This is a genomic window from Thermosulfurimonas sp., assembly GCF_015491435.1.
Lineage (GTDB): Bacteria > Desulfobacterota > Thermodesulfobacteria > Thermodesulfobacteriales > Thermodesulfobacteriaceae > Thermosulfurimonas_A.
Window position 1 is genome coordinate 1 of sequence record NZ_WFVX01000130.1, and the last position, 6,557, is coordinate 6,557.

A 6,557-nucleotide genomic window follows, 5' to 3' on the forward strand; every position below is an offset into this window, starting at 1 on the left:
GGGCAGGGCCCCCCGGGGAAGGACCGGGGGGTGTCCCTGAAGGTAGGGGCGGGTCTCCTTTCCCACCCGTACGCTGACCTCCAGTTCTTTCACCGCCCGGACAGCCGGAATCTGGTGAAGAAGACGATAAAAATCCGAGAAATACGGGAACTGCCCAAAGGGAAATCCCTGCCGATCAAAGTTTCCCTGCACCGGGTGTAGAAAATTCCGAAGCTTGTCCTGAGCCAGAGACAGGGCCCGTCGCAGAGAGACCCCGGGTTCTAGGATTAGCCGGGCCTTTACCTCCACCGGGACATAGACAGGGTCCCTTATCTCCAGGTCCCCTAGGGTGAGAGGCAGGGCCCCGGCCAGTCTTTCCCGGATCCTCTCCTCCAGCCCCCGGGATATCCGGGGTGAAGGATCCTCGGCTCGGGGAAGAACGTAAAGGAGGAGAGTGGACCCGAGGATCTCCGGCAGAAGGCGTTTTATTCCCTCTATCTGGCTTAAAAGGTCTTCGAGATCGTTCCGGGTAAGGGCACGGTAACGATGGCGAAGGCCGGCGGGTAGCTGCTCCAGAAGGGTTTCCGGGGGCACCCGGGTCCTTCCACCCACCGCGGCTTCGATCTGATGTACCCCTTCCACAAAGGGCGGGGGAGAAACCACCTCCTGGAGGCTTCCCGCGGGAAGATTCCCCCGGTCTCCGTGGTGGCTTAGGTAATCCACCTGGATTACGGCCCCGCGCTTCGGAATGGCTCCGTGAACCCCGTCCCCAAACCGCAGGCGCCCCTCCTCGGGATCCAGTTCCACCACCTCATCCCCGGGGCCGAAGGGACGGAGATCGTCCACCACCCTCCAGCTGCGACCGTTTACCTGAACCCGGACCCTTCCGGCCAGGGGTTTCAGTTGCAATGTCTGACCCGGCTGTCCGGTGCTCCGGGACAGGAACCGGAGGCCCTCTCCCTCGCGCACCGGCAAGGCGTTGAGATACAGGCCCTCTATCCGGGATCTCCGGAAGACTTCCCCCCTGAGGACCAGACGTACCCAGGCTCCCTCCTCTCCGAAAAGGGTCCGGGGGGAAAAGTCCTCCGGAAGATAAAGATACAGAAATCCCGGACCTCGGAGCCTTCGGGTCGTATCCCTGAAACTCACGGCCCGGAAACCGGAAGCCGTGGAAACTTCCACCCTTTGAAGGATCTCCTCCGGGGCTTCACCGGCAAAATAAAGACTGACCGGACCACCGGAGCAGGGATTCTCCAGCCGGAGATAAAGAGCGGCTTCCTTTGGGGATAATCCGTGTTCCGGAGCCCTCTGAGGGAAAGAGTCTCCCTTCTCTCCCAGATTGGAGATCTGGATTTCCTCCGGAGAAAAGGAACCCCCGGCCAGGAAAAAGGAAAAGCTCAAATAGTAATCCGGGCTTCGGCCTTCGTCCGGGGGAACAAAGGGCCCCTGATAACGGATCCGGATCCACCGGGCCCAGACCCGGTTTACCTCGGTAGGAGCCAGGTCCCCGGGCAGAAGGATCTCCCTGTTCCGGAGTGAAAGGGCTTTCCAGGTTTCTCCATCGAAGTATTCCCAGGACAGATCCGCCAGGCGAATCCCGTGGGTCTCTATTCGACAGCGTGTTCCGGGCAGGAGCCAGAATCCACCCAGATAGAGACTTGCTCCGGGCAGCGGTGGCTGGCCCAGAGGATTGCGCAGGGCCAGGTGCTCCTGCGCCTCCTCCGGAGCATAGATCCGGGGGCCGAGGCCCAGCGCCCCCAGAAACAGGGGTTCTTCGGGTTCCAGAGGACGATCTCCGCAGAAAATATGGGTTATCCTTCGAGGACCGGGAAGCAAAAAGAATTCCTCTCCGGGGACCGGGTGGGTGCTTTCTCCATAAAGATAGAAATATTTCCCCCGGGTATCCTCCAGGGGCAAAAGATCCCGGGGCAGGGAGAAGTATCCCTTCTCCGGCCGAAGGGGACGGCGGCCGTTCTTCCCCTCCGCAAAGAGGGCTAGGCCTCCCGGTGGTTCCGTGAATTGCAGGGCAAATCTCTGCCCCGGGGAAAGGATCTCCCGGGAGAAACGGACCCGGAAGGCGAAGCGCCGTCCCGGCGGCAGGTCCTCCGGATCCAGTCCCTCCCCGCGCAGGATCGTGCCTACCTCCGCCACATAGTTTTCCCCGGGAAGATAAAGATAGGCCGCGGAGAACCCACCGGGCAGGGCCAGGATTTCTTCCTCAGTTTCAAAAGAGATCTCTCCGGCCGCCACCGCCAGCCCTCTTTCCAGGACCAGGGGCTCGGGAGCATGTTCGGAGATCCTCAAGGCCACCACGGTCCGTGCGGGTTCCGGGTCCGGAACCCCTACCCCCAGGAGGGAATAGAGGTGCAGGAGCACCTTGGAGGGTAAGGCCTCCGAGACCTCCCGGGCCTCCTCCAGCCTGCGGGCCAGGAACTCCAGAATTCCTCCCAGGACCGGATCCCGGGGCGACCAGGAAGGGTCCCTTCCCAGGGCCGCCCCCAGGGCCTGAAGGAGAAGGGAACGAAGATCTCGATCCAGGAGCAGGCTCATCGTTCCTCCAGATAGAAGGGGTAAACCAGATTGTGGCGGCTATTGGTACGCCGGATCCGATAGATCACCTCCACCAGTACGCAGCCCTCGGTGCTGTGGACCCGGGCCCTGACCTCCTCTACCAGGATGCGAGGTTCAAAACGCCGCAGGGCCTCCTTCACCCGGTTTTCCATCCGGGAAAGAGTGACCGTATTCAACGGGCCGAAGAGGAGATCCTCCACCGCACAGCCGAAATCCGGCCGGGTGACTCTCTCCCCCGGGCGGGTCCTCAGGATGAGACGGATACTCTGGGCGATGCTTTCCTCCCCGGAAACGAGTTGCAGGCGATCGTCCTCCGGATTCAGCCTCAGGGGATGGGCCAGTCCGCGTCCCAGAAAATCATCCATGTTCTATCCTCCCACCAGGATAGTGAACTCCCCGGTCAGGACCTGGGCTCCACAGGGCAGAGGATCCTGGACCCGGCCGGCAGGCCCGCCCTGGACCAGGAGCCGGGTTCCGGTGGCCAGCAGTGCCCCCGGAGGATGAAAGGGCAGGGGACACACGTGATTGCTCCCCAGGAAAGCCACCGGTAGCCCCCCGGCCAACACCTGGGTGGCTCCGGGAGGAAGTAGCCTTCCCCCATGGGTGGAAAGATCGGTCCAGCGAGCCAGAAACATAGGCACCTCCTAATTGATCCTCACCAGAGATCCGCGGAGTACCAGCTCCGTATCCGCGGATACCTCTATACGCGTTCCCTGGAGATGAATCTCCTGGGCCTCTATCTCCATCCGGAAGGCCCCCTTGACCCGCAGGGAAGGCGGGTCCTCCTGGAACACGATCTCGTTGCCCGCGGCATCGCGAATCACCACCTTCCCGGAGTCCTTGAGCTGGATCTCCCTTCCCCCGGAGGAACGCAGGGTTACCTCTCCCTCCCCGTCGTGCAGGATCACTTCGTGACCGCTGCGGGAGCGGATGATGCGTCGTTTCGGTTCCGCCGGGGGTTTGTCCTTTCCGTTCCACAGGGCGCCCAGGACTACCGGGTGTTCCAGTTCTCCGTTCTCAAAGGCCACCAGGACCTCGTCTCCTGTTTCCGGCAGGAAGAAGGCCCCGGCGTCGTTGCCTGCGGCAAAGGAAACCACCCGGGCCCAGAAACTCTCGTCCCTGGTGCCCCGCCAGGGAAAGGTTACCTTTACCCGGCCCAGTCCCTCCGGATCCCGATGGTCCGTCACAATGGCCACATAGATCCCGTAAAGTTTTTCCGGGGATGGATCCTCAAAAAACCTCATTTTTGACCCCTCTTCAGTTTCATGCGCAGATGGTATCCCCCCTCCCCGATCTGATGGGTGGCCTGAGTTACCAGAAAGGCCCCCTCAAGGGCCGTGCCGCCGGGGCCCCGGCCCAGAGGCAGACCCTTCACCTCCACCCGATCTCCGGCCTGGATCTCCGGGAGCCCCAGACTCTCGGCCTCCACCTGGAGAAGGGTGCGATGTTTCCGGAGAAGGGCCTGGGCTCGACTCCGGGCCTCCTGCCGGTCCCGAACCGGCAGGGACACCTCCAGGGTAGGAGGCGAAGGCCAGAGGATCCGGATTTCTTCGGTGGCACCTCCCTCCCGGGCCTCGGCCTGCCCCTGGATCTCCTTTTTTCGCATCGGGTCCCAGCCCCTCACCACCACCCGGGAGATCATCCCGCTGAGATCGAACTGCGGGGTAAAGGAACGAAGCTCCCGCCCGAAAAGAAGCTCGTGCCTCCGACCGTGCCGGTGGGCCTCCTCCGGATTTACGAAACAGAAAACGGTCTTTTCTTCCTCCTGATCCAGACGGCTATAAAGAAGATATCCGTTCCGTTCAGCCAGCCGTTTCAGAAACTGGTAATCGAATTCCTCCTGTTTCTGTTGGACCTTGGGATGTCGGTTTTCGGTCTCCTGGATGATCTTTCTCTCAAAGACCGGGTAAAGATCCACTACCTGTCGCACCACCTCGTGATCCCGGACCTGACTGAAACCGCCCCGATGCCGGGAGGAAAGGGCCCGTCCTTTCATAAGCAGGAAAAGAAAATCCTGAGCCTCCAGATGGATCTCCCCGATGGAGTCCACGGAAAGGGAATAGGAGATAGAGGTGAGGCACCCTCGGAAGATCAGGAGACGGGTTCCCCCGTAACCGGCCCGGGCCTCCACCCGGCCCCCGAGCCGGAAAAAGGAAAGGGCCTCCTCCAGCCACAGGGCCAGGTCTTTTTCCGTGCCGGCCCGGAAAACGGAAAAACTCAAGCGTGCTGAGGCCTCCACCGACTGTTCCACCGTAATCTGGTGGCAAATGAACCCCCGGGGACCGGGCTCCTCCCCCTCCACCTTTAGGGAAAACCCCGGAGCATAGAAACGCAGTTCCTCACGCATTGTCACCCCTCCCGGGAGGAAGCCTGAGCAGGGTGCCGGCCGGTACCTCCAGGGGATTGCGGATCCGGTTCTCCCGGGCAATGAGTCTCCAGGCCGAAAGGGTCCCGTATTCTCGAAAGGCCAGCAGGAAAAGGTTTTCGTCCTCGCGCAGGAGATGAAGTTTGCTTATATCCGCGGATTCCGGCGACCGTTCCTCCCTCTGCTCCTCCGGGGTGAGATAACGTTTCAGGGTAAGGCGGAGACGTACCCTTACCGGAAGTCCCTGATGATCGAAGAGGACGAAACGCTTGGTCAATTTTTCCACCACCGCCCGGGGCAGGATCTCCCGCCCCCAGGAAAAGGAGACCAGGGGAGGAGCATGGAGGGAGGGATCCACGGAAAGGGTCTTCTCCAGGCGGGCCAGCCGTTCCAACAAAGGGGGCCTCTGTCCAGAGGGAGGAGGCAGGGTATCGTCCAATAGGAATTCCAGAGAGACCGTTTCCCCTTCCCCGCTAAGGAACTGGAGCAGAGGGGCGGAGAGTTCCGGAAAATTGACCACCTGAAAGCGATTGCCAGTTTCCACGGTGTATTCCGCCGGGTTAAAATCAAAGACGAATTCCTGCCCGGCGTTTTTCCCGTTGAGGATCCGGAGTACGGCTTTGGACGGCATCAGACCCTCTCTACCCCGGTATAAACCAGCTCCAGACTCTCCAGGGCCACTCCGGATTGGTCGGCCTTCAACTCCGGTCCGGTCCATTTCACCGGATAGGCCCCGGTTACAGCCAGACGCAGGGCCTCCTGCCCGCCTTCATCCAGCATGACCAGATAAAGGGTGCGCACCTCCAGAGGCCCCTGAAAGGAAAGGGCCCGGCGTATCCGATCAAACCATTCCCAGAGTTCCGCCCGGCAGATTCCTCGGCGAAGGACCAGGGTCCCGGCCTTGACCCCCTTGGGTAACCGATGTACCAGCTCATTGACCCCTCCTTCTACCACCTCCTCCACCTCCAGCGAGAGTTCCAATCCGGAGACCTCCTGAAAACCGGCCACCAGGAGACCCTCACATTCCACCAGGAAGCGGTGGGCCAGGAGAGGATCCCTACGGGAACCTAACATGCAGATACCCCCTCTTCTGAAGTTCCCTGCGCCAGCGTTCCATAAAGGGCTCAAAGAGGACCTCCACCAGATGCCGGATCTCCGGAAGACTCAGGGTAAAGGTGGAACCGGAGTTCCCTTTCTCCGACCAGAACGGCCGAGACCGAGGATCCTCCGGGACTTCCGCCTCCCGAACCCTTCCGGAAGTCCTGTCCCCGGGGATCTCCCGGTGGAAATACCGGGCATAGATCAGGGAAAGCGGCGGTTCCTTCCCGCCCCCGGGGCCTTCTCCTGCCGCAATCCCGCCTTTTTCTCCGGGCCCTTTTTCCCTTCCGGGAAAGGTCCTCGGGAGGATCCGGCTGTCTTCCCCGGGGATTTCCCTCTGCTCTGTGAAGCCAGGCCCCGATCCGGGAAAGGACCCCCTCCAGACAAGGGAAAGCCCTTTCCTCTCCCCAAGGCTTCCCCGGACCCGCCAAAGGAGGGTGAAGTTTTCCCGCCGGACCCCTCCTGCGGGAGCGGCAAGGTCCCTCCTCTCCCGTACGGTGTCCAGGAAACGGGTAATTTCTTTTCGGAGAGGTCCTTCCCCGGA

Annotated in this window: 8 protein-coding genes; all 8 read right to left on the reverse strand. The window is 61.5% G+C overall.

Features of this window, described 5'->3' with window-relative positions; all coding sequences use genetic code 11:
* Positions 1-2,529: hypothetical protein (locus F8J34_RS05965; protein ID WP_297057151.1), on the reverse strand; the 2,529-nt coding region annotated here is incomplete at its 3' end.
* Positions 2,526-2,915, reverse strand: a complete 390-nt coding sequence (locus F8J34_RS05970) for a GPW/gp25 family protein (RefSeq protein WP_297057153.1) — start codon at positions 2,913-2,915, stop codon at positions 2,526-2,528. The genes F8J34_RS05970 and F8J34_RS05965, both read right to left, overlap by 4 nt.
* Before the next feature lie 3 nt (positions 2,916-2,918).
* A complete protein-coding gene (locus tag F8J34_RS05975) occupies positions 2,919-3,185 on the reverse strand; it encodes a PAAR domain-containing protein (RefSeq protein ID WP_297057155.1) in 267 nt (88 codons plus the stop codon).
* A 9-nt stretch (positions 3,186-3,194) separates the two neighbouring features.
* Positions 3,195-3,794 carry a phage baseplate assembly protein V gene (locus tag F8J34_RS05980; RefSeq protein WP_297057157.1) on the reverse strand — a complete coding sequence of 200 codons (600 nt, stop codon included), beginning with the start codon at positions 3,792-3,794 and terminating at the stop codon, positions 3,195-3,197.
* Positions 3,791-4,897 (reverse strand): contractile injection system protein, VgrG/Pvc8 family, encoded by a 1,107-nt coding sequence (locus F8J34_RS05985; RefSeq protein ID WP_297057159.1) that lies wholly within the window; start codon positions 4,895-4,897, stop codon positions 3,791-3,793. The genes F8J34_RS05980 and F8J34_RS05985 overlap by 4 nt, the downstream gene beginning before the upstream one ends.
* The gene (locus F8J34_RS05990) at positions 4,890-5,546 is read right to left on the reverse strand and encodes a hypothetical protein (RefSeq protein WP_297057160.1); all 657 of its coding nucleotides are present in this window, start codon (positions 5,544-5,546) and stop codon (positions 4,890-4,892) included. The genes F8J34_RS05985 and F8J34_RS05990 overlap by 8 nt, the downstream gene beginning before the upstream one ends.
* The gene (locus F8J34_RS05995; protein WP_297057162.1) at positions 5,546-5,989 is read right to left on the reverse strand and encodes a phage tail protein; all 444 of its coding nucleotides are present in this window, start codon (positions 5,987-5,989) and stop codon (positions 5,546-5,548) included. Before F8J34_RS05995 ends, F8J34_RS05990 begins: the two co-directional genes overlap by 1 nt.
* Positions 5,973-6,557 (reverse strand): hypothetical protein (locus tag F8J34_RS06000; protein ID WP_297057164.1); only part of this gene is annotated, 585 nt, incomplete at its 5' end. The genes F8J34_RS05995 and F8J34_RS06000, both read right to left, overlap by 17 nt.

Bases quoted from the DNA above. Each gene is read 5' to 3' on its own strand.
- F8J34_RS05970 (WP_297057153.1), bottom strand. From the start codon at position 2,915: ATGGATGATTTTCTGGGACGCGGACTGGCCCATCCCCTGAGGCTGAAT.
- F8J34_RS05975 (WP_297057155.1), bottom strand. From the start codon at position 3,185: ATGTTTCTGGCTCGCTGGACCGATCTTTCCACCCATGGGGGAAGGCTA.
- F8J34_RS05980 (WP_297057157.1), bottom strand. From the start codon at position 3,794: ATGAGGTTTTTTGAGGATCCATCCCCGGAAAAACTTTACGGGATCTAT.
- F8J34_RS05985 (WP_297057159.1), bottom strand. From the start codon at position 4,897: ATGCGTGAGGAACTGCGTTTCTATGCTCCGGGGTTTTCCCTAAAGGTG.
- F8J34_RS05990 (WP_297057160.1), bottom strand. From the start codon at position 5,546: ATGCCGTCCAAAGCCGTACTCCGGATCCTCAACGGGAAAAACGCCGGG.
- F8J34_RS05995 (WP_297057162.1), bottom strand. From the start codon at position 5,989: ATGTTAGGTTCCCGTAGGGATCCTCTCCTGGCCCACCGCTTCCTGGTG.